General features: G+C 66.9%; 22 protein-coding genes. 8 read left to right on the forward strand and 14 right to left on the reverse strand.

Annotated features, from left to right (window positions below):
- Nucleotides 1-36 precede the first annotated feature (36 nt).
- From ACSC1Y_RS06895 to ACSC1Y_RS06905, 3 genes are all read right to left on the reverse strand, one after another.
- Nucleotides 37-1,674, reverse strand: coding sequence for a bifunctional N(6)-L-threonylcarbamoyladenine synthase/serine/threonine protein kinase (locus tag ACSC1Y_RS06895; protein ID WP_435333996.1), 1,638 nt, complete (start codon nt 1,672-1,674; stop codon nt 37-39).
- A 261-nt stretch (nt 1,675-1,935) separates the two neighbouring features.
- A complete protein-coding gene (locus ACSC1Y_RS06900) occupies nt 1,936-2,070 on the reverse strand; it encodes a 30S ribosomal protein S27ae (protein ID WP_435333997.1) in 135 nt (44 codons plus the stop codon).
- Between the two features lies 1 nt (nt 2,071).
- The gene (locus ACSC1Y_RS06905; RefSeq protein ID WP_435333998.1) at nt 2,072-2,374 is read right to left on the reverse strand and encodes a 30S ribosomal protein S24e; all 303 of its coding nucleotides are present in this window, start codon (nt 2,372-2,374) and stop codon (nt 2,072-2,074) included.
- A gap of 288 nt (nt 2,375-2,662) precedes the next feature.
- On the opposite strand from ACSC1Y_RS06905, the gene ACSC1Y_RS06910 reads away from it, so the two are divergent.
- A complete protein-coding gene (locus tag ACSC1Y_RS06910; protein WP_435333999.1) occupies nt 2,663-5,266 on the forward strand; it encodes a methyl-accepting chemotaxis protein in 2,604 nt (867 codons plus the stop codon).
- Nucleotides 5,267-5,374: 108 nt separating this feature from the next.
- Here the strand turns inward: ACSC1Y_RS06910 and ACSC1Y_RS06915 are convergent, their stop codons facing one another.
- The 6 genes from ACSC1Y_RS06915 to ACSC1Y_RS06940 all read right to left on the reverse strand — a co-directional run bounded on the left by ACSC1Y_RS06915 (nt 5,375) and on the right by ACSC1Y_RS06940 (nt 10,313).
- Nucleotides 5,375-5,920 carry a GTP-dependent dephospho-CoA kinase family protein gene (locus tag ACSC1Y_RS06915; RefSeq protein ID WP_435334000.1) on the reverse strand — a complete coding sequence of 182 codons (546 nt, stop codon included), beginning with the start codon at nt 5,918-5,920 and terminating at the stop codon, nt 5,375-5,377.
- 1 nt (nt 5,921) lies between these two features.
- Entirely contained in the window at nt 5,922-6,119 is a 198-nt protein-coding gene (gene spt4 / locus ACSC1Y_RS06920) for a transcription elongation factor subunit Spt4 (protein WP_435334001.1), read from the reverse strand.
- A 2-nt stretch (nt 6,120-6,121) separates the two neighbouring features.
- A complete protein-coding gene (locus ACSC1Y_RS06925) occupies nt 6,122-6,691 on the reverse strand; it encodes a DNA-directed RNA polymerase (RefSeq protein WP_435334002.1) in 570 nt (189 codons plus the stop codon).
- Between the two features lie 3 nt (nt 6,692-6,694).
- Nucleotides 6,695-7,081 carry a type II toxin-antitoxin system VapC family toxin gene (locus ACSC1Y_RS06930; RefSeq protein ID WP_435334003.1) on the reverse strand — a complete coding sequence of 129 codons (387 nt, stop codon included), beginning with the start codon at nt 7,079-7,081 and terminating at the stop codon, nt 6,695-6,697.
- Nucleotides 7,082-8,317, reverse strand: a complete 1,236-nt coding sequence (locus ACSC1Y_RS06935) for a translation initiation factor IF-2 subunit gamma (RefSeq protein WP_435334004.1) — start codon at nt 8,315-8,317, stop codon at nt 7,082-7,084.
- Between the two features lie 160 nt (nt 8,318-8,477).
- Nucleotides 8,478-10,313 carry an SLC13 family permease gene (locus tag ACSC1Y_RS06940; RefSeq protein ID WP_435334005.1) on the reverse strand — a complete coding sequence of 612 codons (1,836 nt, stop codon included), beginning with the start codon at nt 10,311-10,313 and terminating at the stop codon, nt 8,478-8,480.
- Between the two features lie 115 nt (nt 10,314-10,428).
- Here ACSC1Y_RS06940 and ACSC1Y_RS06945 point away from each other — a divergent pair, with 115 nt between their 5' ends.
- Nucleotides 10,429-11,313: a DUF7351 domain-containing protein gene (locus ACSC1Y_RS06945; RefSeq protein WP_435334006.1), complete on the forward strand. Its 885-nt coding sequence runs from the start codon at nt 10,429-10,431 to the stop codon at nt 11,311-11,313.
- Between the two features lie 84 nt (nt 11,314-11,397).
- Nucleotides 11,398-12,369: a DUF5787 family protein gene (locus ACSC1Y_RS06950; protein WP_435334007.1), complete on the forward strand. Its 972-nt coding sequence runs from the start codon at nt 11,398-11,400 to the stop codon at nt 12,367-12,369.
- Nucleotides 12,370-12,545: 176 nt separating this feature from the next.
- Here the strand turns inward: ACSC1Y_RS06950 and ACSC1Y_RS06955 are convergent, their stop codons facing one another.
- From ACSC1Y_RS06955 to ACSC1Y_RS06970, 4 genes are all read right to left on the reverse strand, one after another.
- On the reverse strand, nt 12,546-13,472 hold the full coding sequence (locus ACSC1Y_RS06955; RefSeq protein WP_435334008.1) for a phosphorylase family protein: 927 nt from the start codon (nt 13,470-13,472) through the stop codon (nt 12,546-12,548).
- Between the two features lie 133 nt (nt 13,473-13,605).
- Nucleotides 13,606-14,433 (reverse strand): MBL fold metallo-hydrolase, encoded by an 828-nt coding sequence (locus ACSC1Y_RS06960; RefSeq protein WP_435334009.1) that lies wholly within the window; start codon nt 14,431-14,433, stop codon nt 13,606-13,608.
- A gap of 3 nt (nt 14,434-14,436) precedes the next feature.
- The gene (locus ACSC1Y_RS06965; RefSeq protein WP_435334010.1) at nt 14,437-15,795 is read right to left on the reverse strand and encodes an ATP-binding protein; all 1,359 of its coding nucleotides are present in this window, start codon (nt 15,793-15,795) and stop codon (nt 14,437-14,439) included.
- Between the two features lie 186 nt (nt 15,796-15,981).
- Complete coding sequence (locus ACSC1Y_RS06970) at nt 15,982-18,297, reverse strand: flippase activity-associated protein Agl23 (RefSeq protein ID WP_435334011.1); 2,316 nt, start codon at nt 18,295-18,297, stop codon at nt 15,982-15,984.
- Nucleotides 18,298-18,575: 278 nt separating this feature from the next.
- On the opposite strand from ACSC1Y_RS06970, the gene ACSC1Y_RS06975 reads away from it, so the two are divergent.
- From ACSC1Y_RS06975 to ACSC1Y_RS06990, 4 genes are all read left to right on the forward strand, one after another.
- Entirely contained in the window at nt 18,576-19,721 is a 1,146-nt protein-coding gene (locus ACSC1Y_RS06975; RefSeq protein WP_435334012.1) for a thiolase family protein, read from the forward strand.
- A 525-nt stretch (nt 19,722-20,246) separates the two neighbouring features.
- The gene (locus ACSC1Y_RS06980) at nt 20,247-20,711 is read left to right on the forward strand and encodes an HTH domain-containing protein (protein ID WP_435334013.1); all 465 of its coding nucleotides are present in this window, start codon (nt 20,247-20,249) and stop codon (nt 20,709-20,711) included.
- Nucleotides 20,712-20,783: 72 nt separating this feature from the next.
- Nucleotides 20,784-21,548, forward strand: a complete 765-nt coding sequence (locus ACSC1Y_RS06985) for an ABC transporter ATP-binding protein (protein ID WP_435334014.1) — start codon at nt 20,784-20,786, stop codon at nt 21,546-21,548.
- Nucleotides 21,545-23,041, forward strand: a complete 1,497-nt coding sequence (locus ACSC1Y_RS06990) for a hypothetical protein (protein WP_435334015.1) — start codon at nt 21,545-21,547, stop codon at nt 23,039-23,041. The genes ACSC1Y_RS06985 and ACSC1Y_RS06990 overlap by 4 nt, the downstream gene beginning before the upstream one ends.
- Before the next feature lie 26 nt (nt 23,042-23,067).
- Here ACSC1Y_RS06990 and ACSC1Y_RS06995 read toward each other — a convergent pair whose 3' ends face one another.
- Nucleotides 23,068-24,750 (reverse strand): aldehyde ferredoxin oxidoreductase family protein, encoded by a 1,683-nt coding sequence (locus ACSC1Y_RS06995; protein WP_435334016.1) that lies wholly within the window; start codon nt 24,748-24,750, stop codon nt 23,068-23,070.
- A 136-nt stretch (nt 24,751-24,886) separates the two neighbouring features.
- Between ACSC1Y_RS06995 and ACSC1Y_RS07000 the strand changes: the two genes are divergently transcribed.
- Entirely contained in the window at nt 24,887-25,138 is a 252-nt protein-coding gene (locus ACSC1Y_RS07000; RefSeq protein WP_435334017.1) for a hypothetical protein, read from the forward strand.
- Nucleotides 25,139-25,144: the final 6 nt, after the last annotated feature.

The following is a 25,144-nucleotide window of genomic DNA, read 5'->3' on the forward strand; positions in this document are numbered from 1 at the left end:
CGATAGCTCGGTCTGCGCTCGTCTCTGGCGTTCTTCTCACTGGTATCGTCCGCGACCTTCCACGTCGTGGAGACGTCCAAGCACCGCGTCCGCCTGCGAACTCGCTTCGCGGTAGGCGGCCCTGAACGCATCCCGGAGCGGATCCGGGTCGTCCGCCGTTCCGACGAGACTCTGGTCGAAGACGTGGAGGTCCATCGCGTAGTCCTCGACGTGGTCGGTGTGGTAGCCGAGCCCGAAGTCGATGAGGTAGGTTCGGCCGGGCTCGTCGGCAGATGGCTCATCCGACGCGGTTCGCGACTCCACCCGGACGTTCCGTGTCGTCGGGTCTCCGTGGACGAAGCCGGCGTCGTGGATGACCGCGAGGTGCCGGCCGACATCCCTGACGCCCGCTTCGGTGCAGTTCTCACGGAGGTCCAGATCGCCGACGAACTCGAAGACGATGGTCGACTCGGCCGGGTCGAGGTCGCGGACGACCGGCGTCGGAACACCCTCGCGGCGGGCCTGGCTCGTGAGTCGGGCCTCCAGTACCGTCCGGTCCCGACGGAGTGTCTCGTCGAGCGCTGGGTGCCGGTACGCCTTCGGTATCCGGCGCTTCTCGACCCGGTCGTCCTCGAACGAGACGACGGCCTCCGCACCGCGAACCGTCTCGCCTGCACCCGGACTGACGTGCACGTCCTCGTCGGCGTCGCGCCAGGTTACCGCCACCTGATCCGGCCGGTAGTTCGGGTCGACCGCGGAATCCGCTATCTCTGTGGTGTCGCCAGCTCGGACCATCTTCGCACCGAGCAGGGCGATCATCCCGGCGTTGTCCCGCAGGAACCGGGGTTCGGGGGCGTAGAACGAGGCACCGCGCTCCTCGCACATCGTCTCCAGCATCTCTCGGAGTCGCGCGTTCTGTCCGACCCCGCCGCCGAGGACGAGTTCGTCGCTCCCGGTGAGCGAGAGGGCGCGCTCTGCGACCTCGGTGAGCATCGCGAAGATGTGCTCTTGCAGCCCGAAGCAGACGTCCTCGACCGAGTTCCCGTCGTCGTAGGCTTGCTTCGCCGCGCTCATGATACCCGAGAACGAGAAGTCCATCCCCTTGACGACGTAGGGCAGGTCGACGAACTCGCCCGACTCGGCGTGGGCTTCGACCTTCGGGCCGCCGGGATGGCTCCAGCCGACGTGGCGGGTGAACTTGTCGATGGCGTTGCCGACTCCCGTGTCCATCGTCTCGCCGAGGACGCGGTACCTGCCGTTCCGGTAGCCGAGGAGGTGAGCGTTGGCCCCGCTGGCGTTCAGACAGACCGGCGAGTCGAAGCCGGACCGGTGCCGACCGACCTCCAGGTGGGCGACCATGTGGTTGACGCCGACGAGCGGCACATCGAGCGTCTGGGCGAGTGCGCGGGCTGCCGTCCCGACGGTCCGGAGACAGGGCCCGAGTCCCGGTCCCTGGGAGAACGCGACGGCGTCGACGGGTCGACCGTCCCCGTCGTGCGTCTCACGAGCGTGGTCGAGCACGATTCCGACGACCGTCGGGATGGCCTCGTGCATGTGCTCTGCGGCTTCGCGCGGGTGGATACCGCCGCTCTCGGGCTCGTAGGCGTCGGACTCGATGACCGTCTCGTCGGTCGTCTCGTCGTACAGCGCGGCACTCGCACACCACGCCGTTCCCTCGATGCCGAGGACGCGCACTCAGGCCACCTCGCGACGGGTCGGACTCGCTCGCATGTCGTTGTCGGGACTGTGTCGGCGATGGAAAAGACGACTTCGGTCCGCGGGCGAGACGCCGACCGCTGTCGAGGCCGTCCACGGGACGAGGTAGCCGCTGTCGAGGCCGTCCACGGGACGAGGTAGCCGCTGTCGAGGCTGCCCACGGGACGACGCAGCGGCTGGTGAAGAGATAGAGAGAACTCGGCTGCGTTCGAACCGTGGAAAACGAAGTGGCTGTCTGCCTTACTCCCACTCGGTGTAGGAGCACTTGCCACAGTGCTTGCGGTCGCCGTAGTCGCCGAGGAAGGTGTCGCCGCAGCGCGGGCACTGTTCCTTCGTCGGCTGACCGTCGTCGTCGTAGTACTCGTGTCGGGGCATCTCAGGCTTCCTCCGCCTCTTCGGTCACGCCGATTTTGTTGCGCTCGAGCATGTGCTCGTGCTCGACTTCCTGTGCGTGGGCCGCGGAGTCGTAGACCTTCGCGAGGCCGACCGTCTTGCGCATCCCGAACTTCGTGTCGAGCTTGCGGATGACGACCTCGTCCGCGTCCTTGTTCAGCTTCGCCGCGAGCGAGTCGCGGACGGAGAGGCGCGAGGGCGTGGCGTCCTCGTGGACCATCTCGAACTTGACGTCCGTCCGGTGCAACATGGGGTTCTCCGTTTCGGAGATGATTTCGATATCCATGATATCCAGTTACCTCTAACTTCCCCTCGTCGCGGGTAAAAGGATTTCGAAGTGGTGGATTTCCGACGCCGACGAGGGCTGGTGCGTCCGAGCCCCCACGGCCCGCCGTACCGGCTGCTGACCAGGTCGAAGAATCATACGTTCTAGAACACATATCGGACGCTCTGCACACCGAACAGTGATTATCGAATCGTCCGACACGAACGACCCATCTCGTGCGTTACAGAAGTTGATGAACTCCTGATACGGGGCCACGAGTTTTATGACCTATCATGCGAGTTGGGTTGTATGCTTGGAGCACTGCGTCGGTTGGTACCATCGTTCATCCGGGAACGATACGCGCTCAAGTTCGCTATCGCGCTGGTCTTGCTCGGTGCGACCGTCGGTGCGGTCGGGCTCCTCGCGACCGAGGAGATCGGACGCGAGGTCACCGAGGGTGCGAACGAGGAGTACCGAACCGTCGCCACACAGGAGGCCCAGGAGCTCTCGACGTGGAACGACAACAACCAGAAGTTCGCCGAGTTCATCGCGACCTCGGACGTCGTCGAGAACGGCAACACCACGCAGATGAACGAACACTTCCTGCGTCGGCTCATCCAGCGGGGCAACAACCTCGTCTCCGCGATTCACCTCGTCGACGTAGGTGAAGACCGGGTCGTCGCGAGTACGAACACCGTCTCGGTGAACGAGAGCCTCTCCGACATCGAGGTCGGCGACACGGCCGGAATCGAGAGCCTCGAACCCGGCCAGACCGCGCTCCTCGACGTTCACACCGTCGGCTCCGGTTCCGGTATCCCCTCGATCACCTACGTCGCCCGGACCGAGGCCGACGATGACAGGTTCGTCTTCGTCACCGTCAACGCCCTCCAGTACGTCCCCAGCCTGAAGCACTCCGGTACGAACCAGACCACGATGGTGCTGGACGAACAGGGCCGGGTCGTCTTCGACGACGAGGCGTGGGGCGACCAGAACGAGAACTTCCTCACCCAGTACGACGAGCAGCGCGCCGGCCTGTTCAAGAGCGTCGGTGACTCGGGCGTGCTCCGCGGGGCGCTCGCGAGTCAGGCGCCATCCGGCCTCCTCGCGAGCGAGACGTACGGGATGCCGACCGACGAGGGGTACGTCGTCGGCTACGCGGAGGTCCCCGGCGACACCGAGTGGGTCGTCGCGGTCCACACGCCAGAGTCCGAAGCGTACGGCTTCGTCGCAACGGTCGACCAGTACGGCCAGTACATCACCGGCGGTATCGTGGTCCTCATCGGTCTCGTCGGCGCTGTCCTCGGACGCAATACCGCCCGCGACGTGGACCGGCTCCGTGGCAAGGCGCAACAGATGGAAGAAGGGGACCTCGACGTCGAGTTCGAGACCCACCGCGTCGACAGCATCGGGCAGCTCTACGCCGGCTTCGGCTCGATGCGCGATGCGCTTCGGACCCAGATAGAGGAGGCCCGCGACGCCCGTATCGCGGCCGAGGAGGCTCGCGTCGAGGCCGAGCGGATGAACACTCACCTCGAACGCAAGGCCGACGAGTACAGCCAGGTGATGCAGGCCTGCGCCGCCGGCGACCTCACCCGCCGGATGGACCCGGATAGCGAATCCGACGCCATGGTCGACATCGCCGTCGAGTTCAACGCGATGGTCGCCGAGATAGAGTCCACCACGGAACGGCTGACCCGCTTCGCCGGCGAGGTCGCGACCGCCTCCGAGGAGGTGACCGCAAGCGCCGAGGAGGTCCGCTCCGCCTCCGAGCAGGTCACCGGCTCCGTCCAGGAGATCTCAGACGGCGCGGAGCGCCAGAACCAGAGCCTCCACTCCGTCTCGAACGAGATGGAAGGACTGTCGACGACGACCGAGGAGATCGCGGCCTCGTCGAACGAGGTCGCCGATATCGCGGCACGGACAGCAGAGACCGGCCGCGACGGTCGTGAAGCCGCCGAGAAGGCGATCGAGAGCATGGGCAAGATAGAGTCCGAGTCCGAGAGCGCAGTGGAGGCTATCGAGGCGCTCGAAGCCGAGATGCGCCAGATAGACGAGCTCATCGAGTTCATCTCCGATGTCGCCAAGGAGACCAACATGCTCGCACTGAACGCGAACATCGAGGCCTCTCGCGGCGTGGGCGGCGAGAACGGTGGCGACGGGTTCGCCGTCGTCGCCCAGCAGGTCAAAGAGCTCGCCGCGGAGACCAAGGAGACCGCAGAGGACATCGAGTCGCGTCTCGAGCGCATCCAGGAACAGACCGAGCTCACGTCCGAGACCGTCCAGACCACCTCGAGCCGCGTTGCCGAGAACGCGAAGAGCGTTCGCGAGGCCGCGACTGCACTCGACGAGATCGCGAGCTACGCGCAGGAGACGAACACCGGCGTTCAGGAGATATCCGCAGCGACCGAGGAACAGGCAGCCTCGACGCAGGAGGTCGTCGCCATGGTCGACGAGGCGGCGACCATCTCCGAGGAGACGACCGCCGAGTCCGAGAACGTCGCCGCAGCCGCCGAGCAACAGACCACCGCGCTCACCGAGGTCAGCAACAGCGCGGGGTCGCTCACGCAGCAGGCAAGCCTCCTCAGCGAGGCACTGGACCGGTTCGAGACCGACGCCGACCTCTCCGACGACGTGCTCGGGGTCAACGACGTCGGCGAGCTGGGACCGGGTCACGCCGCCCAGGACGAGCCTGCCGGGACGAAACCGGTGGCAGACGAGCACGGCGGACACCACCCGCCAACCGACACTGTCCCCGCTCCCGAACCGTCGGCGGGGCCGGAAGACGAGGCGGGCCCGGAAGGAGCCCACTCGGAGCCCGACTACGACGCAGGCCGGGGCGATGCGGAGGAATCATCCGAGACCGAGGAGGACGACGTGTTCACCTTCGGGAACGGAGACGGGCGAACGGAGTAGCGTCGAAGCAAGCGCACCGGCCGGTACCAGACTCCTCTTTCGGTATCAATGTTCACAGTCAGCGAACGACAGGAGAGACGGCTCAGAACAATCCGTAGAACCGACAACTCAGAACAATCCGTAGAACGCGGCGTGGTCGCCGTCCATCCGGTCGAGCAGCGAGCGGATCTCCGCCTTCGACTCCTCGGTAACCCGAACGTGGACCATCCCCTCGTCCGGCTGGCCGTAGACGACGCTCGCGCCCACGGGCGCCGCCAGGACGGCCGGGAGGGTCGCCAGGTCCTCCTCGCCCTCGACGAAGATGGTCTGGGGGTCGTCGGCCGCGAGCCCCGCACGCAGTGCGACGACGAGCTCCTCGGTCAGCGCCCCGGCCGGATTCGGCACTCGAACGTCGGGGTAGACGACCGTCTCTCGGACCTCGCTGTCGACGCGTTCGCGCTTCGTCCGTTCGTCGACCAGCGCCACGTCCGGTTCGCGACCGGCCCGGACCACGTGGTAGGTGACGATGTCGCCGACGGTGACCAGGGGGCCGGAGACCTCCTGAAGAAGACTCTCCGCGTCGGTCTCGACCGGCCCCATCGGCTCTTTGAACGCGCCGCGGAGCGAGTCCGGGAGCGTGAGGAGGACGGTTCCCTCGCTGTCGTCCCCGGTCACGTCACCGGACCTTTAGCGCGTACTTGCCCGGCTCCGTGACCTCCATCTCGCGGGCGATCTCGGACTGCTCCGGGTGGTTGATGATGACGTAGCCGGCCCAGTCCTCGCTCAGCGAGGTCGAGCCACAGGCTTCACACTGGTCGTGGTCGGGCTCGTTGACCCGGTGACACTCGCGGCAGACGAGTCGTTTCTTCGCCACGGTCAGTCACCCGCCTGTGCTTCGCGGCCGCGCCGGTCCTCTTCGAGCCAGCCGTGCTTTCCGAGGCCGGGCTGTTTCGCGGTGAGCCCGATCTTCGAGTCGCGCGGGTTGCGCTCGTCGATGCTCTTGGTGACGATGCGGACCCTGACGGCGTCGTCGACGCCGAGCGTCCGGTTCGACTCGTTCGAGGAGAGCTGCTGGTTCTCTCCGTCGAAGGCGAGGTACTCGTCCGATATCTGGGAGACGTGGAGCAGTCCGTCCACCGGCCCGATGCCGACGAAGGCACCGAACTCGACGACCTCGACGACCGTCCCGTCGACGACCTCCTGCATGTGCGGGTCGAACGTGACGGCGTCGAAGTCTGCCTCGTAGTAGACACCGGGGCGGTTCGGGAGGACCGTCCCCTCGCCGATGTCGTGGACCTTCGTGACGGAGACGACGCTACCGACGTCCTCGTCCATCCGGCCCTCGAGCTTGTCCTGCAGCAGTTTCTTCACGAGTTGGGGAGAGACGTCTCCCAGCTCCTCCGGCGGCACCTCGACCGTGTCCTTCAGCCTAACGCGCTTGTACATCTGTTATGGTTGAGTGATTGCGAGTTTGTTCCTGCCCCGTAAAGCTATTACCGGAACGCCCGCGCCGAGCACCCGGTCTCGCAGGGGCAGGTCGTTCGTGACGACGTAATCGACCTGCCCTTCCTGGGCGAGTTCGACGATGGCGTCGTCGGCGTACGATTCCTCCGTGTCCACGATGAGACAGCGTTCGGTGGCCAGATCGTGGCCGACGGTCGCCGCGGTCCCCTCCTGCCCGCCTTTGTCGGCGAGCCGACGCAGCTCCTCGACGACCGCCTGCGGCGACACGCTCTCGAACGTGCCGAGCAGCCGGTCGAGTTCGTCGAACAGTCGCACGTCGAGTTCGACTGGCATCATGAGTGCGTTCGTATCGAGGGCGACCCGGGCCGTCATCTATCCCTGGAGCGTCCCGACGCCGATGAGCCGCCAGCGGGCGCCGACGCGCCGGTTGATGGCTATCTTCGCGCCATCGGAGGCGCAGACGGGCCGCTTCAGGTTGACCTCGCACTCGCCGTCGCGGGCGGAGGTGACGGCACCGACCGTGGTGGCCGTGCCGACCGTGAGCATCAGCGGCTCACCGGTGGATATCTCGTCGACCTCTTCCATGTCCTCGCCGACGACGCGGTCGAGCAGGTCGACAGACATCGTGAACTGGTTCCACGTCGGCGGGAGGCTGCCCGGCGGGCCGGCGATCTGGCCGGCGAGTGCGTCTCCCTTCGTGTACGAGGGGTCGAGTCCGGTCCCGACGCCGAGCAGGCCGCCCGGCGACACCTCGTCGACTGACTGGCCCCCGGCCTGGAGCGAACGGATGCTCGTCGTGATGGGCCGGTACTCGGTCTGGCCACCCTCGTCGACCTCGCGGCCGGGGCGGATCTCCAGTTCCTCGTCCTCGTGGAGGCGTCCGGCGACGAGAGAGCCGCCGAGGACGCCGCCGAGGAGCCCCTCCCAGGTCGTCCCCGGGCGGTTGATGTCGAACGAACGGGCGACGTGCAGCCGGGCGTCTGCGTCCGGGTCACGCTCGGGCGTCGGGATGCGACGCTCGATGGTGTCCATCAGCACGTCCATGTTGACGTTCTGGCCCGCGCTGACCGGGACGACCGGCGCGCCTTCGGCGACGGTCCCCTCGACGAACTCCTGGATCTGCTGGTAGTTGTCGCGGGCCCGCTCGGCGTCGACGAGGTCGACCTTGTTCTGGGCGATGACGATGTTCTCGATGCCGATGATGTCGAGCGCCATCAGGTGCTCCTCGGTCTGGGCCTGTGGGACGTCCTCGGTCGCGGAGACGACGAGAACGGCGCCGTCCATGATGGACGCGCCGGAGAGCATCGTCGCCATCAGCGTCTCGTGACCGGGTGCGTCGACGAAGGAGACCGTGCGGACGACCTCGGTGTCGACGTCGTGTTCGTTGCACGTCTCTTCGACGGTGTAGCATTCGGGCTCGTCGCACTCCGGACAGCGCCGGAAGGTCGCGTCGGCGTAGCCGAGACGGATGGAGATACCGCGTTTCATCTCCTCCGAGTGCTGGTCGGTCCACTCGCCACTCAGAGCCTGCACGAGCGTGGTCTTGCCGTGGTCGACGTGACCGACGAGGCCGATGTTCACCTCCGGTTGTTGGTGATTTCCTGCCATATCGAGAGTAATCTTGGCTACGTCTACCCTTGTGCGCTTGATAAACCTACTGTTCTCACCTGCGAAGCGGTGGCGTCGAGGGGGTCGAGAACCGGCGTATCCGGCACACTCCAGTCTCGGTGGACCGTCGTCCCTCGGCTACATCATCTCGCTGACGGTCTCAGCCCATCGGCGGCCAGAGGACGCCGATTCCCAGCGTCGTCACGACGAGCAACAGGAGCTGAAGCGGTGCTCCGACCCGGACGTAGTCCGTGAACTTGTAGCCGCCGGGCCCGTACACCATCAAGTTCGTCTGGTAGCCGATGGGCGTCATGAACGCCGACGAACCGGCGAAGGTACACGCCAGCAGGAACGAGAACGGGTCGGCCCCCGTCTGCTGGGCGGTGTTCACGGCGACGGGAATCATCAGCGCGACGCTGGCGACCGGGGTCACGACGTTGGCGAGCAGACTCGTGAGCAGGTAGAACAGCCCGAGTAGCGCCAGCACTGGCACTGCCTCGGATGCAGCCGAGACCACGAGGTCCGCGATGTACTGTGCGCCCCCGGTCGCCTGCAACGCGGTCGACAGCGGGAGGATGCCCGCGAGCAGGAAGATGACGTCCCAGGAGACCGCGTCGTAGGCGTCGCTGGTGTCCAGACAGTCCGTGACGACCATGGCCACGACCCCGCCGAGCGCCGTGATGACGATAGGCAGATGCGTGAACGCAGCGAGTCCGACGACGGTGAGCATGATGCCGATGGCCAGCGGCGCCTTCTCGCTGAGCTCCGGCGCTTTCCGCGGCCCGTTGTCGTGACTGCCACGGGTGATGACGAGGTCGTTCGTCTCGGCCAGGAGGTCCAGCGCGGTCGGTCTGGCGTACAGCAACAGCGAGTCACCGGCCTCCAGCGTCATGTCGGCGAGCTGCTCGTGGAAGACGGTGTTCCCTCGCCGAACCGCCATCACCGTCGCGTCGTACCGCTCACGGAAGAGCAGCTCCCGCAACGTCTCACCCTCGTGCGCCGACCCCGGCGGCAGCACGACTTCGATGAGTTCACCCCTGATCCACGGCGCGTCGAGGCTGTCGCCCGTCACCTCCTCCCTGGGGAGCTGGCGGAGGTCGTACTCCTCCGCGAAGCTGTTTATCTCCTGCAGACTCGCGCGCAGCGTCAGCACGTCTCCCGCCTGTATCTCGCGGTCGGTCGTCGGTGCGATGAAGACCTCCTCGTCCCGGATGAGTTGAAGCGCGTCGAGGTCCCGGTCGAGCTCCGTGAACGCGTCGTCGAGGCGCTGGCCGACCAGCACGGACGACTCGCGGACCATCACCTGCGCGAGGTAGTCGCTCACCTCGTAGGTGTCGGTGATGTCGAGGACGGGTTCGATGCGCTCGGGGATGAGCCCCGGTGCGACCGTCAGGAGGTAGACCGACCCGACGACGAGTACGACGAGGCCCAGCGGCGTGAACTCGAACATCGTGATGGGATGGTCGAGAATCTGCTTCGACAGCCCCGACGCGACGATGTTCGTCGCCGTCCCGATGAGCGTCAGCGTCCCGCCGAGCATCGAAGCGTACGAGAGTGGCAAGAGCAGCTTCGACGGCGAGAGGTGGCTGTCCTCCGCGAGGTCGGTCACCATCGGGATGAAGACCGCGACGACCGGCGTGTTGTTCACGATGCCGGCTAGCGGCCCCGTCGTGCCAATCGTCGCCGCGAGGACGCGCCGTTCGTCGCCACCCGTTATCTCGGCGAGGAAGACGCCGAGGCGCTCTACCACACCCGTCCGTTGGACGCCCTCGCTCAGCATGTACATCGCCATGATGGTGATAGTCGCAGCGCTGGCGAAGCCCAGAATGGCCGTGTCAGCGTCGACCGAGGTCCACGGCTCCAGCACCACCAACGCGACCAACACGGAGAGCGCGGTCACGTCCGGAGAGACCGTCTCCGTGAGGAACAGAACGAGCGCCGCGAACGTGAGACCGAAAACCACGAGCATCGCGGTCGTCGGTGGGGCCGGGAGCATGACTCGGCGTACTCTCGTCGGCGAAAAATAACTACCTCCACGAAATTGTAAGAAATTCAACCAAAGAGCGTTTCAGCGAATCACTTTACCCCTGCCCTATGAATTACCAGCTATCATGAGTAAGGCGACCATCACCGAGGGGGTCGACGACGTCAGTCCCGCCGAGGCGTTCGCTGTCATCGCCAACGAGACCCGTCTCTCCATCCTCGAAGCCCTGTGGCGCGCCGAAGAGCGGCCCGTCCGGTTCTCCGACATCCACGACGCCGTCGACGTCCGCGACTCCGCACAGTTCAACTACCACCTCCAGCAACTGCTCGGGCAGTTCGTCGTCAAGCGGGAGGAGGGCTACGACCTCCGTCACGCCGGCGAGAAGGTCGTTCGAGCCGTCCTCGCGGGCGAACTCACCGAGGACCCCCACTGGGAACCGTTCGAGATCGACGGGACCTGCGTCACCTGCGACGCGACCCTCGTCGCCGAGTACGTCGACGAGAACATCCGCATCGAGTGCCCGGACTGCGGCCACGCCCACGGCGAGTACCCGTTCCCGCCGGGGGGCCTCAACGACCGCACTCGCGAGGAAGTGATGGAAGCGTTCGACGAGCGTGTCCGCCACCTGCACTGTCTCGCCGCCGACGGCGTCTGTCCCGAGTGTGCCGGCCGGATGGCGAGCACGGTCGAGCAGGGTAGCGACTGCTGCCTCGGTCTCGACCTTCGGGTCGTCCACCGTTGCGCGCAGTGTGGCCACTCACTGTGCTCCGCCGTCGGCCTGCTCTTGCTCGACCAGTCGGACGTGGCGACCTTCCACCGGGACCACGGCGTGGACCTGCACAACACCCCGTACTGGCAGCTCCCGTGGTGCGTGAGCGACCACGCGACCGAGCTGGTCTCGGAGGACCCGTGGGGAATCGCCGTCTCGATTCCGCTCGACGACGAGGTCCTGCGCGTCTCCATCGACGGCGACCTCGAGGTCACGCAGGTCGAGCGTCGACGGGATCTGTAGCACCGTGCCGGAACCGAGCAGGTAGCGTCGTCCAGTCGCTTCTCCAGCGCGACCTTTTAGCCCCCCGCCCACGGACCCACGGCCGTGCTGGAATTCGGGTTCGAACTCGCGCTGTGTTCTCACCTCGAACGAGAGCGGGACGCTGTCGTCGCACGGCAGCTCGGCGAGGGCGTCCACAGCTCGCGCCGGGTGCTCGACGTGGTCTGCGTCGAGCCGGGCCCCGGCTTCGACGACCGGGCCGTCATCACGAACCGCGAGATTCCCGCGGCCGCCATCGAGAGCGACGTCGGCCCCGGACGCTCGCGCTACTGGCGCGACGCCTTCGATAGCAGCTCCGACTGGGCTCGAAGCCAGGTCGACCGCGCCATCGAGGTCGGTTTCTTCGAGTGCGAGCGCCGCAAGGGCCGTGACTACGTGCGCCAGAGCTGCCGCTACCCGGCCGACTGGTTCGGTCGCATCACCGCTATCGAGAACAAGCCCGACCTCGGCGCGCCCGGCGACCTGGAGACACAGCTCCTGAAGGACGTCGAACTCGGGCTCGTCGACGAGGTGGTGCTGGCGACGGCGAGTCACGTCACGGGCGCGCACCTGAACCGGTTCCCCGACGAGGTGGGCGTGTGGCGGTTCGACCCGGAGACGCTGGAGCGAACGGTCGTCCGCGAAGCGACACCACTCGGCGTGACCGGTCCGGGCGTCGAGATCGTCGAAGAACACCCCGGCTGGACGGAGGTCCGCGTGGCGAGTGCGGACGAGAAGGCGCGCGCCCGCCGCCGTCTCGCCGAGCGAGCCTACGGCAAGGGCTGGCGAAGCTACGACTTCCCGGCGTGTGGTCGCGTCGAAGAGACGTCTCTCGGCGAAAGCGGCGGCGTCCCGTTCTGTGCCTGGAAGGGCCGCGTCGTCGACCCGGGAAGCGACTGCGGCCCGGACTGTGGCGGCTTCGGGGCGGCAGACCCACCCGACGTGGACGTCGCCGGGGAGCGCGACCGGCTGACGCCGTGGGTCGCCGACCCGGATGGACTTGCCAGTCGGCAGTCGGGACTGGACCGGTTCACGTGAGCGCGGGGGAACCGACAGGAGCAGGAGAATCGACGCCCGTAGAACTGGCGAACAGGCGCCCGTAGAACTGGCGAACAGGCGGCATCGACTACTGAACGGGGTCGCCGCACGACCGCTGACCCGTCCAGGGTGATTCGTCAGGGCACACCGGCTGTGGCCCCGTTCTGGTACTTGAACTAGCTGTGCAGGCGCTCGTCGACGAGCGCGCTCGCCACCCGAACCGCGTTCTCCAGCCCGAGTTCGAAGCCGACGTCGAACTCGTCGCTGGCGAGGCTCTCCGAGATGCGCTGGCCCGCGGCCGGCCGGTCGAAGTTCGCGATGCCGCGGACGCTGAGATAGTCGTCGAGCTTCCCGAACCGCTCGAGTGCCGTCGCCGTCGCGGCGTCCTCCATCTCGGTCGCGCAGTAGGTGCCGGCGTCGTACTGGTCGCAGAGCCACTGGACCCGCTCGGCGAGGACCGAGCCGTGCCAGAACTCGTCGCCGCAGACGTTGGTGCCGACGACGACCGCAGGGTCCTCGTGAGCGCCTCGTCCCTCGAACCGGCTCCGGTGGGCTGCCGCCTTCGGGTCGTCGGCGAGCTCCACGTCACCCGCGAGGTCGGTCGCCCAGTCGAGCAGTGCCGGGTCCGGCCGGGAGACGAAGTCCGATTCGCGGTACGGGTTGAGCGCGAGCGGGACGCCGCCGTCGCCCTCGACCGCTTCCCAGCGGACCTTCACGTCCCAGTCGACGATAGATTCGGCGAGGACGACCGAGCCGATGGTGGTGTCGGTGGGCGGGCCGCCGGCGACGCCGACCGAGAGGAACAGCGTGTCCGAGAGGTCGGTCTCGGGCGAGGAGAGGACGCTGGCGACCGTCGTCGCCGTTGTCGACTTGCCCATCCCGGTCGGGAGGATGGCGAGGCCGCCATCGGCCGTGCCGTCTCCGGCACTCGTGGATTCGGTGTACTGCAAGGGTTCCGGCGCACCTGGAAGGTCGATGGTGTTCTCGAACTCGTACCGGTCGAGCCACGGCTGTCGTTCGTCGAGTATCTCGTCGCGGACGAAGGCGGGGAGGACCAGGACGGCAGGGGCGATGGGAGTCTCGGTGGCGGCGGCGTCGATCATGTCTCACGACGCGTGACGAGTGGAAAAAGGGGTTGTGACTCTCGCGGTCGTGGCTGTGCACGGTTCGCTGCTGCCTGTGCACGGTTCGCTGCTGCCCGTGCACGGTTCGGCTGTCGCAGCTGTGCGCTACGGCTCAGAGCGAGTGCGTCTCGCCGTCGAGTGCGAGCGGCTCTTCGAACGCCTGGTCAACCGGGTAGTAGTGCGCCACGTGGACGACCCGCGTCTCGTCGGCGTCGAGTTCGTCGCCGAGGGCGAGGGCACCCTCGCGGGTCATGTGCTTCGTCCCGAAGGTGTAGAAGACGTCCTCGGTCTCGCTCTCGTGCCGGCCGCCGAGCGGGTGGTACTCGCAGAGCTCGCTCGGGACGATGCCGTCGGCGAGCAGCAGGTCCGGGTCGGCGAGCACGTCGCGAGACCGTTCGGGAACGTCGTAGCTGGTGTCGCCGGACAGCGAGAGCTTCGCACCCGTCTCCGGGTCCTCGATGGTGAGTCCGTAGCACAGCAGCGGTGGGTGGTCGACCGGAACGAACGTCACCTCGAAGCCGCACGTCTCCACCGTCTCGAACGGTTCTGTCGGGTAGACCGTCACCGCGTCGAGGTAGTCGTACTTCCGCGAGACGGTCTCGGCGACGCTCTCGTCGGTCACGGGGTCGGTCTCGTTCGCGGCGAATACGTCGAGTTCGTCGAACAGCCGGTAGGCGTTGCCCAGCCCATCGAGATGGTCGAAGTGGATGTGCGAGACGATGGCGGCGTCCGGCAGGTCGACGCCCTCGCGGAGGAACTGGTGTCGGAAGTCGGGACTGACGTCGACGAGCAGCGCCTCGTCGGTTCGCTCGTTCCGGACGTAGACCGAGAACCGGGTCCGTTCGACATCTCGGCGTATCGCCTCCTGACAGGTCTCGCAGTCACAGCCGACCGTGGGCGTCCCGGTGGTGTCGCCGGTCCCGAGCAGCGTCACCTCCATGTCTCAGTGGTCGTGACTGTGGTCGTGGTCGTCGTGGTCGTGGTCGTGACCTGCGTCGCCGGAGACGCCGCCACCGCCTGCGACGAGCGATTCGTGGTCGCCGTCGATCATGTCCATGTTCTTCAGGTTGTCCCGCTCCTCGAAGTCGGCGACCGCGGCCTCGAGGTCCGCCTGCGTGAGCGTCATCCGCTCTTCGGTCAGGGCGTCGAGGACGGCCTCGCGCATGACGAGTCGGAGGTCGCTCCCGGTCAGCCCCTCGGTGATGTCGGCGATAGCTTCGGGGTCGAACTCGTCGATGTCCATCGCCCGGGTGATGATGCGGAGGATGTCGGCGCGCATCCCGTGGTCCGGCTTCGGGAAGTTGACGATCTCGTCGAAGCGCCGCCAGGCCGCAGCGTCGAGCTGGTCCGGGTGGTTGGTCGCCCCGATGAGGAGCACGTCGTCCTGGATGAGCGAGACGTCGTCGATGCTCTTCAGCAGGGTGTTGACGGCGCGCTTGATGGCGTTGTGCTCGTCGCCGCCGCGGGTCTTCGCGACGAAGTCGAACTCGTCCATGAACAGGATACATGGCGAGAGCCGCTTCGCGACCTCGAACGTCTTCTCGACGTTCTTCGCGGTCTCACCGAGGTACTGGCTCGTTATCATCGAGAGCTTGACCTCGACGAACGGGAGGTCGAGCTCGTAGGCGAGGCCCTTCGCGGCGGAGGTCTTACCGGTGCCCGGCGGGCCGACGAACAGCAGCTTCCCGATCTCGCGCAGACCGATCTCGGCGAGGTAGTCGCGGTGTTCGATGGCCTTGACGACCTTGGCTATCTCGTTCTCCTGCTCCTGCGTGAGGACGATGTCGTCGAGCGTCTGGTCGATCTCCTCGGGGGCGCGGATGTCGACGAGGTCGAGCATCTCCTCGTCCTCCTCGTCCTCGAACATCTCGTCCAGAAGCGAGTCGATCCAGACGCGGTCGGCCTGGATGGGCCGGTTCGCCTCGCGAGCGGACTCGTAGGACACGCCCTCGACCTCGTCCTCGTAGGTCAGTGCCAGCACCGGGTTCTGCTGTATCGTCAGCGTGTCCGCCCGGTCGAGGTACCAGTTCTCGGCCATCTCGGGCTGGGTGAGGTTCAACTTGCCCGTGAAGTCGTCTCGCTCCGTGAACAGGAGGTCCGAGACGGCCTCCCACGGGTGCTCGATGCCGGTCGCGGCCCGGGCGGTCTTGTTCGTGACCACCAGCGGACGCTCGACCTCGCCGTCGGTGTAGAACACCCGCCGGTAGCGCGGCGGCAGGTCGTTCTCGTCTAACTCGCGGTTCTGGGTGTAAACGTGCGACGTCAACAGGAACTCGACGACCGAAAGCGCCGCTGTACTCATTCCCCGTAGCGTATTCGCCACACGCGCTTAAGACCGTCGAAGCGCCGTTCTCCGCGGGAGAACGGGGGAACGGAAGCCGAATCGCCGATGGGTACCTCACGAGCAGTCAGAGAGGAAAGAACGGTCCGGCGGCGGGTTCAGAAGCACTCCAGCGCGGCAGTACTTGATTCGTAGTGTCAGCCAGCTCTACGCTCTCGCCGAACGGACGAGTCGACTCTGTCGCGGCGCGACAAGCGACCGGTCGGGCACGCCGATGGTGTCGGTCGCCCGCCGGTCTTCGACCCGTTCTTCGAGTGGCACGGAGGACGGCGACGACGTGACGGCCGAAGCCGACAGCGACGCCGGTTCTGCTGTCAACAGTGACGCCGATTCCGTACTCGATAGCGGCGTGAGTCCCGCCTCCGACGCTGCCGACTTCTTGATGTATATCATAAAGGGCGTCCCGGGACCGCCGCCCTCGGCCGTCCGGTCCTCGGAGAGGAACCGCTGGAACTGCCGGGCCTCGTAGCCGTTCTCCAGCATCCAGTCGTGGATCTCCTCGGCGTCCTGTCCGTTGCTGCCGTTCCCCACCGCCATCACGACAGGCGGGCGGGTCTCGTTGAGCGCCGAGAGCGAGAGCGTCGAGTCGACGTTGAAGGCGGTCGACGGGTCGCCGTCGTGGGTGGCCCGGTAGTGGTACATCTCCATGTACCACATCAGCGTCCGGCGTTCGAAGTAGCCCCCGCCGGCATGTGGCTGGAGGTTGTCGCTCTCGTTGGAGACGTAGTACTTGTTCCCGTAGAACATGACGTCGACGTCGTCGGCGTCACCTTCGGCGTAGCCGACCGTCTCGACGTCAGCGAGCGTCGGTTTCAGGTCCGTGCTCGACGACTGGGCGTACTGGATGAGCTTGTTGTCCGTGTCCTGGGGCTCGATGTAGACCTGCTGGACGGCGGGAGCGGCGATGCTCCCCGAGATGAGCAGGACGAGGATGACGGCGAGGGCGACGCCGACGCCGTCGTCGTCGGTGAACGCCTCGAGACCCCACCGCAGGACGATGCCGATGCCGACCGCGGCCGGGATGGCCAGTGGAAGGATGGCGTGCGAGGTGGCCCAACCGGCCCTGATGTCGGTGGCGATGGGGTAGCCGAGCACGCTGACGAAGCCCCAGTAGGAGGCGAGCGCGACGAGGTCACGCGGCCCGCGGGCCGAGTACCGGTCGACGACGAAGCCGATCACCGCGAAGACGACGACGACGAACGCGCTCCCGAAGAGCACGTCGACGTAGTGCTCGAAGAACAGGAGGAACGAGTGGTCCTGGTGGCCGCCGCTGGCCCAGGTGCCGGTGAACTGCTCCCACGAGCCCACGGTCGCCTCCCAGACGACCGAGCCGAACATCGAGACGTCGGCCGTCCCGATCGCGCGCCAGAGTCCGATACCCATCCCGGCCTGTTCCGGGCCGGGGAACCCGGCGACGCCCTCCTCGGTGAAGCCGCCGCCGCGGGGGGCGTAGAACAGCACGATGATGGCGAAGAACTCGACGACGAGGCTGAGCGCGAAGCCGACGGAGACGAGGTTCGCCTTCCACCAGTCGATGTGGCTATCGATGAGTTCGTCGCCTTCGAACCGTCTGGCGCGGTCCACGTTCGCCCGGAGGTCGAACGGGAGGACCCTGTCGAGGTAGGCGACGAAGACCTCGAACGGTGTCCGGTCACCGCGTGCCGGGGCGAGGATGGCCCGGTGGTCGAGGAGCAGGTACGCTGCACCGAGCCAGCACAACGGGTAGAGCAGGCTGTTCTCCTTCGTCGTCAGTGCGAGCGCGAACGTCCCGACGGCGACGACGAGGTGCCAGCGCTGTCTGTCGTCGAGGTACCGGACGAAGAAGCCGAGCGACCAGGCCGCGAAGACGACGAGCGGAATGTCCTCCCGCATGAATCGCGAGTAGTACAGCAACACGGGGTTGAACGCGAACAGGACGCCGAGCGCGACGAGCTCGGTGTCGCGCAGGTGCTTGCGGTAGAGCCAGGCTGCGAGCGGCAGCGTCGCGCCGAGGAGGGCGGGGACGAGACGCGCCGTGAAGTCCGACGGACCGAGCAGCTGGAAGACGTACTTGTTGACGTGGAAGAGAAACGGACCGTGGACGATGGGACGGTACTCCCAGACGCCGCTCTCCAGGTAGCGCAGTATCCAGTAGCCGACGCGGCCCTCGTCCTGGTGGGCGATGCGGGAGCCGAGCCACACCAGTCGAGCGGCCAGTCCGACGAGGGCGATGACGACGAGAGCGCCGAGCGCGCGGTCGCTGGAGGGGAAGGGCACGAGGCCGTCGCGGTCGGTGGTCACGTCGCCAGCCGTCGTTCCCGGGGACGCCGATTCGGCGTCCTCGGCCGCGGCCGCATCCGCACCGGATGGCGGTTCTGTCTGTCGTTGCTCCGCCGACGTGGCCGTCCGTGACGACCCGCCGTCGGCGTGGGCGGGGTCGTCCGCCGACGGTTCGTCGGGCGAGCGCGGGGACTCGTCTGACATTAATCGCTCACAGAGAGACAGCGGGTATACGCTTTTTGGGTTTCGTCGGTACGTTGACTCTCTCTCCGCTCGAACACGGGCGTACGACGACTCAGACGACATGGTTGCAACTTTCCGACCGTTGTAATCTGCTCGCCCGTTTCGAATCCGAGTGTCGAAGACGGTACAGCCGACAGACCACTCACTATCGCATTCGAGAGGGAGACAAGAATAAACTTCTTGCCCGATTACTACGGGTTCTGCCGTGATTTAAGGGGCCGGCACCCGAGGGTGAGACCATGGCAGCGAACACGCCCGTCATCGCGGCAGCGTACCGGACCCCGCAGGGGAGGAAGGGTGGCGTCTACGAGGACGTCCGCGGCGAGGACCTCGCGGTCCCGCTCATCGACGAGATACTCGCGGAGACAGGCCTCTCCGGCGACGACGTCGACGACCTCATGTGGGGCTGTGCCCAGCAGCGAGGCCAGCAGGACAACAACGTCGCACGCATCATCGCGCTCATCTCCGAGCTCGGCGAGAGCGTCCCGGCGACGACCATCAACCGCTGGTGCGCCTCCTCGATGCAGGCCGTCATCTCGGCATCCGACGCCATCGCGGCGGGTAACCGTGACTGCCTCATCGCGGGTGGGTTCGAGCACATGACGAACGTCCCGATGGAGGGCGGGATGGACGGGCGGAACTTCCACCCGGCGCTCATGGAGATGTACAACATGGCCGAGCTCTCGATGGGCATGACGGCCGAGAAGGTCGCCGAGGAGTACGACATCTCCCGCGAGGCCCAGGACCGCTACGCCGTCCAGAGCCAGGAACGCGCCCACGAGGCAACCGAGGAGGGTCGCTTCGACGACGAGATCATCCCCATCGAGACGCCCGACGGCACCGTCACGAAGGACGAGGGCATCCGGCCCGGCACCGACTTCGAGACGCTTCAGGGTCTCCCACCGGCGTTCATGAAGGACATCACGGCAGGGAACTCCTCGCAGATCTCCGACGGCGCGGCCGCGCTGCTCGTCACTTCGAAAGAGTTCGCCGAGGACAACGACCTCGAGATCCTCGCCGAGGTCGGCATGAACAACGTCGCCGGTGTCGACCCCCGCGTCATGGGTATCGGTCCGGTCCCCGCGACCCGCGGCCTGCTCGAGCGAAACGGTCGAGACATCGAGGACTACGACCTCGTCGAGCTGAACGAGGCGTTCGCGAGCCAGACCGTCTACGCCCGCGACGAGCTCGGTATCGACAACGACATCTTCAACGTCAACGGCGGCGCCATCGCCATCGGCCACCCGCTCGGTGCCTCCGGCGCTCGCCTGCCCGTGACGCTCATCCACGAGCTCCGAAAGCGCGGCGGCGGCCGCGGACTGGCGACGCTCTGCGTCGGCTTCGGGCAGGGGGCAGCCATCGAGTTCGAAGTCGAGGGCGAGTAGGCACAGCCGCCCGCTGATACATCTTTTTCAAGACACATATTTCGACAGACAGTCAAGTCGCAGACCGTTCATCTGGCTGGGTAGATTCTCGTCTCAGGACGGCTCTCGCCACCCCTCAGGAGTATACTATCGAAGAAACTGGACGAGCTTTAGAGAGTTAGATACCACGCTCTAGAAGCTGTTCTGCGTGACAGACCGGACGGCTGGATTACAGATTGTAGGACAGATATATCAGCCGGCGAGGGTCTAGCCCCATTCGATTGATAGGTCATTTACCCCGCCCATAACTGACGGCTAGCAGCAGTTCGCCGAGACCTCAGCGCGCCAATGAAACACGTATCTGAGAAACTGCACAACCCATATTCATTCTGACGTGATGAATCTCGGTTACGGGCCGGGACATAACCGCATGACTGCGCTGAGTTCGAACCCGCACCATCTGTTACCATCGTCGTTTGTTTCTGTCATGCTAATATGTGACACAGACCCACACACCTTAGATACTCCGGCCCCGTCTATACTGGCATGACCGAACAGTTCCCGAACGGGACGCGGCTGGAGCTGTGGCTGCGTCCGTCGTGCGAGTGGATGTGCAGACACGAGAAGGGCCTCGTCGAGTGTGCGAAGGAGCTCGAAGACCGTGGCGTCGTAGACGAGGTCCGTGTCGAACAGTGGGGCAAGTACGCGCCGTACTACCCCGATGACGCCACCACCGAGTCCGAGCGCCGGACGAGTGAGCGACTCGCCGACTACCGCGCGTGGGCAGACCAGACCGGGACCGAACTCCGTGCGTTCTCCCGGACCGCGGTGCTCCAACGTGGGGGCAAGCCCGTGACGATGCAGATCCTCCCGCTCGTCGCATTGGCCTCGTACGACGAGTCGGACGACCTGCTCTGGGTGGTCCCCCACGGCGAGGGAGACGAGGCTGTCAGCGTCACCCAGCGCCTCGAATCACTCGAAGCGAGCGCCGACCAGGTGCTCGTCGCCTGAGGACGGCCGATCAGTTTTCCCGCTCGCAGTTGTTGGAGTAAATTCATATCGGAGGGGACGGAACGCTCTGCCATGACCAGCCCCGCCATCGAGACGACCGCCCTCTCGAAGCAGTACGACGAGACGACGGCGGTCCGCTCGCTCGACCTCCAGATCGACCCTGGCGAGGTGTACGGTTTCCTCGGCCCGAACGGCGCGGGGAAGACGACCACCATGCGGATGCTGACGACCCTGACCCGTCCCACGAGCGGAGAGGCTCGCGTCGCCGGTGAGCCGATCACGCAGCGGGACGCAGTCACCCCCCACATCGGCTACCTCCCGGAGGAACCGCCGCTGTACGACGAGCTGACGGGGCGCGAACAGCTCGCCTACATCGCGGGCCTGCGCGACGTCCCCGACGCGGTGGCCGACGAACGCATCGACTCGCTCCTCCGTCGGTTCGACCTGCACGAGGACGCCGACCGGCGCATCGACGCCTACTCGAAGGGGATGCGCCAGAAGACAGGCGTCATCCAGGCGGTCCTCCACGAACCCGACGTCGTGTTCCTCGACGAGCCGACGTCCGGTCTCGACCCCCGGGCCGCCCGGACCATGCGCGACACCATCGCGGACCTCGCCGAACGGGAGATGACCGTCTTCCTCTCGACGCACATCCTCCCGGTCGTCGACGAACTCGCCGACAGGATCGGCGTCCTCCACGACGGCGACCTCGTGGCGGAGGGCACACCCGAAGCGCTGAAACGGCGAGCCGAGACCGCCAGCGACGACGACCAGAGCGCCGCTGGCCGGAGCCTGGAGGAGGTCTTCCTCGAAGTCACGACCGACCTCGACGGATGAAATCGCTCACCGTCGCCGCGACCGAGCTCCGCTGTACACTCCGCCGGGTTCGCGACCACCCGAAGAGCGTGCTCCTCCGGGCGGCCCTCCTCACCTTCGCAATCTATCCGTTGGTCGGCGGTGGCCCGCTCGGCGACGGATCGGGCCCAGCTGCGGCCCGGTCGGTCGCTGCCGGTGTGTGGCTGTTCGTCGCCGTGACGGCGGCCATCTCGGCACCCCGGTCGCTGGACGACGTCCGGGCTGCGGCTGCCGTGCTGCCGGCTATCGGCCTCCGACGTACCGTCCGGGCCGTCCTGGTGACCCAGCTCGTCGACTACGCACCGTTCGTCGCCATCGTGCTGCTGGCCGTCGTCGTCACGGGCGCGACCGCCGGTGCCCCGCTCGCCATCCTCCTCGGACTGGTCGCCGGGCTGGCCGCCATCGCGACGGCGGTCGTCGTCGGCACCGCGCTCGGCATCGGGTGGGGGCCACTCGTGGCGCGGCTCCCGTTCGTGCGACGGTACCCCCGCATCGTCGTGGTCGTCCCCATTCTGGGCGTCGTCGTCGCCGTGGTGAACCCCGACCTCGCCCGACGCCTGCTCACCGACCTGCCACCGGGATGGTACGCCGACCCGTTCCTGCTCGGCATCGAGGGCGCCGGTGGGGACGAGAGACGCGCCACGGCCGCCCTCGGCGGCACCCCAGTCGTGCTCGCGGTCGGGTCGCTGCTGGCCGAGCACGCCGCCGACCGGGTCTGGTTCGGTGACGACGGGCGCGTCCGCGGGTCGACCACCTTCGGGTCGCGGGCCACCGCGGTCGCCCTCGCGGTCGTCGCCCCCGTCACCCGGCGGCCGACCCGCGCCGTGGCTCGTCGAGCGTGGCTCCGCATGCTCCGCAATCCGCGCGCGCTCGTCCAGCTGGCGATTCCGCCGCTCATCCTCGCCAGCGTGGCCATGCGGGGCACCGTCGATTCCGCCGTCGGCCCCGCGTTCGTCGTCTTCCTCGCGGCGTGGAGCGGCGGCATGACGCTGACGCTCAACCCGCTCGCGCTGGAGGGGAACGCACTGCCGGCGCTGCTGACCACGCCCGTCGCGGGTGGACAGGTCGTCCGCGGCTACGTCCTCGCCGGCGTGCTCGGTGCCGTTCCCGGCCTCCTTCTCGCGGTCGCCGCCGCTAGCAGTCTCCCGACGATAGCCGCCCTATTCGTCGTCTGTGCGACCGCGTGGGGACTGGTCGTCGCGGCGTCCGGTGCCGCCGTCTCGACCGGGCTCGGCTTCCTGCTCCCGTCCCTCGACGCCCTCGCGGACGGCTCCACGTCCGGGCCGACCCGTGCGGCCGTCCTCGCGTACATGCTGACGATGGCGCTCGTCGCGGCGCCCGGACTGGGTGGACTGGTCGCGCTCCCCGACCCGGTCGGGCTGGCCGCCGTCGCGGGGGACGTCGTCCTCCTCGTCGCCGTCGGGAGTGTGAGCTACTGGTACGCCGGCCGGCAGTTCGAGACGGTGAGGGTGTAGTCAGGGGTAGGAGGGGAACGAACCGCTCAGTCGTCCGCCGGCGCCGCGCCGCTCGAGACGTTCGCGTCCGGCACCGTCCCGTCGTCGTTCCAGCCGCGGAACTCGTAGTACTCGGAGAGCGCCGTGTCGAAGCCCTGCAGGTCGTACGGGAGCGTGTCGTCGCCGCGGTCGAAGCCACGCTGGTTGTTGAAGTGGCGCTCGAGTTCGACGATGCGACCGCCGACCGCGAGCAGGTCGTCGTAGTCGGCATCGAGCAGCTTCCCGAGCGTCTCGTCGTCGACGAAATCACGGGAGAACTTGCAGACGACGCCGGAGTCGAGCACAGCGTTGTGGTTCTCCTTCGCCGCGACCTTCGGCGCCTTGCCCTCGAGGCCCTGCTTCGGGACGGCCTGGTCCTTGCCGACGAGCGGGTACTCCAGCGCGTAGAACTCGGCGTACATGTGGTCGGCGCCGCGGTTCGACGTGGCGAAGCCGAGGCCCTGTCCGTTGAGGGTCCGGCCGTCGTGTGCGGGGAACTCGAGGCCCTTGACCGACCAGTTCTCGACGCCGAGCTGGTCGTGACAGCGGGCGATGCCTTCGGCGAGGTCGTCGCCGATTCCCTCGCGGTGGGCGATCTTCTCGACCGTCTCGTGGATCAGGTCGACGTCGCCGAAGGCGTCCTCGCTTGCGAGGTAGGCCGAGACCACGTCGCCGGCCGAGATGGTGTCCATGCCGAGTTCGTCGCAGAGTTCGTTCGACTTCATGACGGCGACGACGTCGTCGACGCCCGCGTTCGAGCCGAACGCCATGACGGTCTCGTACTCCGGCCCCTCCGTCTCGAGGCCCGACTCCTCGTCCTTCGTCGGAAGCTTGCAGGCGAACGCGCAGGACGAGCAGGTCCCCTTCTTGTACTTCTTCTCCTCGACGGCGCTGCCGCCGATGCTCGAGGCACCCTCGAACTCCAGTTCGGAGAAGTAACGCGTCGGCAGCGCGCCGACCTTGTTCGCGTACTCCGTGACGCTGGTCGTCCCCTGCCGCTTCATGATGTGGTCGGACGTCGCCGCCTCGCGGTGGACGTCAGACTGGATGGGGTCGATGGTGACCTCGTGGGCCGAGTCGCCCTCGAAGGTGAGCGCTTTGACGCCCTTCGCGCCGAGGACGGCACCGAGGCCGCCGCGGCCGAACGCCCGCGTCTCGGTCGTCATGATGGAGGCGAACCGGACCTGGTTCTCACCTGCCGGTCCGATGCAGGCGACCTGGTCCTCGTCCATGTCGTGGTGCTCCTCCATGTACGCCGAGACTTCGGAGGTCGTCGCGCCTTCGAGGTCTGCGACCTCCTCGAACTCGACCCCCTCGTCGGAGACGTGGATGGCGAGCAACTCGTCGCTCTGGCCCGTGACCTCGACGGCGCTGTACCCTGTCCCGGTGAAGTTCCGTGAGAGGAAGCCGCCCGCGTTCGATGAGAGCAGGCCCCCGGTGAGCGGCGAGATGCCGGTGCAGTTCATCCGACCGGTGAACGACATCTGCGAGTGCTGCATCGGCCCCGTCGCGAAGAACAGCGAGTTGTCCGGCCCGAGCGGGTCGGCGTCGAACGGGATGCGGTCGTGTGCCAGCTTGACCCCGACACCCCGCCCGCCGATGAACGATTCGAGCACGTCGTCGATGTCGGTCTCGCGCGCCTCGCGCGCTCCGACGTCGAGCGTCAGCAGCGGACCCTTCGTGTGATTCATACCTCGAGATTGCGGGCAATTCCCGATAAACGTTGTTGAAGGAATCGGGATGCCGGACAGTCACGGTTCGCCGACTGGATTTCGCGGGCGACGCCGTAACGGCTACCCGTCCGACCGACGACTGTCCGACACCGTGATGAACTCCGCCGACCAGCCTCCCGCCGACGAAACGGTCTCGGCCGACAGCGACGCCATCGACCTGCTCGACGGCTGGCGTGCCTTCATCTCCGCGCTCGCTGGCGCGACCCACGCAGTCGTAGAGAACCCGGGCGACCTCGGTCCGTTTCCCCTGACGGTCGACGCACTGGGCGACTTCCTCCTGTTCGCGGTCCTGCTGTACCTGACGTTCACCGTGATTGCGGTGCTGTCGTCGAGAATCTGGGGCTGAGAGAAC

Origin of the sequence: Haloarchaeobius lipolyticus, assembly GCF_051208015.1 — an archaeon.
Classification (GTDB): domain Archaea; phylum Halobacteriota; class Halobacteria; order Halobacteriales; family Natrialbaceae; genus Haloarchaeobius.

Bases quoted from the DNA above. Each gene is read 5' to 3' on its own strand.
- ACSC1Y_RS06900 (WP_435333997.1), bottom strand. From the start codon at position 2,070: ATGCCCCGACACGAGTACTACGACGACGACGGTCAGCCGACGAAGGAA.
- ACSC1Y_RS06905 (WP_435333998.1), bottom strand. From the start codon at position 2,374: ATGGATATCGAAATCATCTCCGAAACGGAGAACCCCATGTTGCACCGG.
- ACSC1Y_RS06910 (WP_435333999.1), top strand. From the start codon at position 2,663: ATGCTTGGAGCACTGCGTCGGTTGGTACCATCGTTCATCCGGGAACGA.
- ACSC1Y_RS06925 (WP_435334002.1), bottom strand. From the start codon at position 6,691: ATGTACAAGCGCGTTAGGCTGAAGGACACGGTCGAGGTGCCGCCGGAG.
- ACSC1Y_RS06930 (WP_435334003.1), bottom strand. From the start codon at position 7,081: ATGACGGCCCGGGTCGCCCTCGATACGAACGCACTCATGATGCCAGTC.
- ACSC1Y_RS06935 (WP_435334004.1), bottom strand. From the start codon at position 8,317: ATGGCAGGAAATCACCAACAACCGGAGGTGAACATCGGCCTCGTCGGT.
- ACSC1Y_RS06940 (WP_435334005.1), bottom strand. From the start codon at position 10,313: ATGCTCCCGGCCCCACCGACGACCGCGATGCTCGTGGTTTTCGGTCTC.
- ACSC1Y_RS06945 (WP_435334006.1), top strand. From the start codon at position 10,429: ATGAGTAAGGCGACCATCACCGAGGGGGTCGACGACGTCAGTCCCGCC.
- ACSC1Y_RS06955 (WP_435334008.1), bottom strand. From the start codon at position 13,472: ATGATCGACGCCGCCGCCACCGAGACTCCCATCGCCCCTGCCGTCCTG.
- ACSC1Y_RS06960 (WP_435334009.1), bottom strand. From the start codon at position 14,433: ATGGAGGTGACGCTGCTCGGGACCGGCGACACCACCGGGACGCCCACG.
- ACSC1Y_RS06965 (WP_435334010.1), bottom strand. From the start codon at position 15,795: ATGAGTACAGCGGCGCTTTCGGTCGTCGAGTTCCTGTTGACGTCGCAC.
- ACSC1Y_RS06970 (WP_435334011.1), bottom strand. From the start codon at position 18,297: ATGTCAGACGAGTCCCCGCGCTCGCCCGACGAACCGTCGGCGGACGAC.
- ACSC1Y_RS06975 (WP_435334012.1), top strand. From the start codon at position 18,576: ATGGCAGCGAACACGCCCGTCATCGCGGCAGCGTACCGGACCCCGCAG.
- ACSC1Y_RS06980 (WP_435334013.1), top strand. From the start codon at position 20,247: ATGACCGAACAGTTCCCGAACGGGACGCGGCTGGAGCTGTGGCTGCGT.
- ACSC1Y_RS06985 (WP_435334014.1), top strand. From the start codon at position 20,784: ATGACCAGCCCCGCCATCGAGACGACCGCCCTCTCGAAGCAGTACGAC.
- ACSC1Y_RS06990 (WP_435334015.1), top strand. From the start codon at position 21,545: ATGAAATCGCTCACCGTCGCCGCGACCGAGCTCCGCTGTACACTCCGC.
- ACSC1Y_RS06995 (WP_435334016.1), bottom strand. From the start codon at position 24,750: ATGAATCACACGAAGGGTCCGCTGCTGACGCTCGACGTCGGAGCGCGC.
- ACSC1Y_RS07000 (WP_435334017.1), top strand. From the start codon at position 24,887: ATGAACTCCGCCGACCAGCCTCCCGCCGACGAAACGGTCTCGGCCGAC.